Annotated in this window: 4 protein-coding genes; 1 reads left to right on the top strand and 3 read right to left on the bottom strand. The window is 65.2% G+C overall.

Annotation, left to right across the window (positions count from 1 at the left end):
- The 3 genes from AC3AYF_RS20045 to AC3AYF_RS20035 form a co-directional block, all read right to left on the bottom strand.
- On the bottom strand, positions 1-287 hold a 287-nt coding region (locus AC3AYF_RS20045; RefSeq protein ID WP_487780270.1), incomplete at its 3' end, for an AzlD domain-containing protein.
- Complete coding sequence (locus AC3AYF_RS20040; protein WP_295041344.1) at positions 284-1,021, bottom strand: AzlC family ABC transporter permease; 738 nt, start codon at positions 1,019-1,021, stop codon at positions 284-286. The genes AC3AYF_RS20040 and AC3AYF_RS20045, both read right to left, overlap by 4 nt.
- Positions 1,014-1,559 carry a helix-turn-helix domain-containing protein gene (locus tag AC3AYF_RS20035; RefSeq protein WP_295041342.1) on the bottom strand — a complete coding sequence of 182 codons (546 nt, stop codon included), beginning with the start codon at positions 1,557-1,559 and terminating at the stop codon, positions 1,014-1,016. The genes AC3AYF_RS20040 and AC3AYF_RS20035 overlap by 8 nt, the downstream gene beginning before the upstream one ends.
- Before the next feature lie 268 nt (positions 1,560-1,827).
- Here AC3AYF_RS20035 and AC3AYF_RS20030 point away from each other — a divergent pair.
- The coding region (locus AC3AYF_RS20030; protein WP_487780269.1) for a dipeptidase at positions 1,828-2,620 on the top strand (793 nt) is incomplete at its 3' end.

Raw genomic sequence — 2,620 nt, 5'->3', positions numbered from 1 at the left:
GGCCAGCCCAGTGAGCGGGTCCTGCGCCAGACGACGAGCGTGACCCCCAATCCGACGACCGTCGCCAGCCAGCCGACCGGATCCGGCGTGCGCGGCACCAGCGAGACACCCAGTACAGCAGCGATCATCATCGGACCCAGCACCACCAGCCACTTTGGCAGCACATCGACGGCGGCATCCCCGTCGCGGCGTTTCAGGCGCTGCTGCATCCAGATCAGCGGCAGCAGTCGGATCAGATAGGTGCCCAGCGCGGCGACGATCATGGCGATCCAAAGTTCGAGGCTCATCGGCGTTTTCCTCCCACCGGTCTGGCTCTCTCCGGCAGCCGGACCAGATAGAAGCAGAGTGCCCCGCAGGCGGCAGCCAGCGGGATCCCGATATTGGTCAACCCGGTCAGGGTGCAGAGCAGGGCGGCGGCGATACTGATACCGAGTGCGAGGGCCCAGCGTCTGGAGGTGATGCGCGGTACGAGCAACACCAGGAAGAGCGCCGGCAGCGCAAACGGCATCACCTCGCCCAACAAGGGCCAGCGGTGGGTCAGCCACTCGCCGGCGACCGCCCCCAGCAACGAGCCGGCGATCCAACTGAGCCAGGCCAGCAGGGCGGCGCCGAAGAACCAGCCGACGCGCTGCGTCGCGGGCAGCTGCGGTAATCGGCCATGGGCCAGCGCAAAGATCTGGTCGGTCAGACCGTGCATCAACCATGGCCACCAGCGGCTTTGCGGCAGCCAGGGCGCGATATTGGGGGCGTAGACGACATGGCGCACGTTGATCAGCAGCGTCAGCGCCACGGTCAGCCACAGGGGAGAGCCGCTGGCGATCATGCCGACGAACAGGAACTGCGAGGCCCCGGCATAGATCAGCGCCGAGATCGCCAGGGTCTCGACGGTGCTGAACCCCGCCTGCGTGGAGATCAACCCGAACGAGACGGCCACCGGGATGTAGCCACCCAACAGCGGCACCGCTTCACGGACGCCGATCAGCCAACCGCTCGAGGGTGACGGCATGTCGGTGTCAGGCATTCGATGGTTCTCCCCTGGCGTAGACGATGGTGACCAGCAGCGTCGCACCCGTGTCGCTGGCACGATAGACGTGAGGTCGATCGGCAGCGAACGTGAAAATCTCTCCGGCGGCAAGCTGGCGCGGCTGTTCCGGAGGGCCGACCGACACCCGACCCTCGACGACCTGCAAGGTCTCCCGCGTTCCTGGCGCGTGAGCCTCTGCGTGTCGCACCGTCCCGGGCGCGCAGCGCATCAGGTAGACATCGACCGCCGGCTCATCGTGATGCCGGTGATGGCTCTGCTCGATCAAGCGCACGCTGATCCCGTTCTCCTCCACCGGCGTCGCGACGGGCGCCACCAGGGTGCCGAACGGTACCCCGAGCCGCTGCGCCAGGCGCCACAGCGTATCGATGGTCGGGTTGCCGACCCCCTGCTCGAGGCGGGACAGGTTCGACTTGGCGATCTCCGCCTGGGCGGCCAACTGCGTCAACGACAGGCCTCGCGCCTGGCGCAGCGCCTGGAGATGCCGTCCCAGGGTTTCCAGCGCGATCTCGTCCATGGATGAAAGCGTCCAGCCGTTCTTTATATAGAACGTTCTATATAAGGAACGGCCTGGCGTCAATAACGCATCCACTCGATGGCTTCCGGAGCCGGGAGTCTGTCGCAGGCAGGCAAGTCGGCGTGACGCAATCGGGACACTGGAATTCGCTTTCGGTCGGCGAGGGGAGGGAGCGCGGGGATATGCTGCGCGGAACGATCGTCTTCGGGCTTCCGGTCATACGCCGCGACGGCTGCGAAAGGCGCACAAAACCCAGGAGGAGTTCCGCATGTCGACGCCATCTCTGCACGACGATGCCATCATCATCGATGGCCTGATCATCGCCAAATGGGATCGGGCCCTGTTCGAGGATATGCGCAAGGGCGGGCTGACGGCCGCCAACTGCACGGTATCGGTATGGGAGGACTTCGAGTCCACCGTCGACAACATCGTCGCCGTCAACCAGCTGATGCGCGACAACGCCGAGCTGGTGCGTCCGGTGCACACCACCCGCGACATCACCCGGGCCAAGGAGGAGGGCAAGACCGGCATCATCCTCGGCTTCCAGAACGCCTACGCCTTCGAGGACAAGCTGGGCTACATCGAGATCTTCAAGAAGCTCGGCGTGGGCATCACCCAGCTCTGCTACAACACCCAGAACCTGGTCGGTACCGGCTGCTACGAGCGCGACGGCGGTCGCTCCGGCTACGGTCGCGAGGTGATCGCCGAGATGAACCGGGTCGGCATGATGTGCGACCTCTCCCACGTCGGCTCCAAGACCTCCGAGGAGATCATTCTCGAATCGAAGAAGCCGGTCTGCTACTCCCACTGCCTGCCCAGCGGGCTCAAGGAGCACCCCCGCAACAAGTCCGACGACGAGCTCAAGTTCATCGCCGACCACGGCGGTTTCGTCGGGGTGACCATGTTCACGCCGTTCCTCAAGGCGGGCGTCAACGCCACCGTCGAGGATTACGTCGAGGCGATCGTCTACATCATGAACATCGTCGGCGAGGATGCCATCGGTATCGGTACCGACTTCACCCAGGGCCAGGACGAAGCCTTCTTCGAGTGGCTGACCCACG

Source organism: Salinicola sp. (assembly GCF_982684285.1).
Note: the sequence above shows the minus strand (reverse complement) of the source record. Positions and strands in the feature narration are given on the sequence as shown.

What these genes read in the sequence shown, in the direction of transcription:
- AC3AYF_RS20040 (WP_295041344.1), bottom strand. Translation starts at nt 1,021, where the DNA reads ATGCCTGACACCGACATGCCGTCACCCTCGAGCGGTTGGCTGATCGGC.
- AC3AYF_RS20035 (WP_295041342.1), bottom strand. Translation starts at nt 1,559, where the DNA reads ATGGACGAGATCGCGCTGGAAACCCTGGGACGGCATCTCCAGGCGCTG.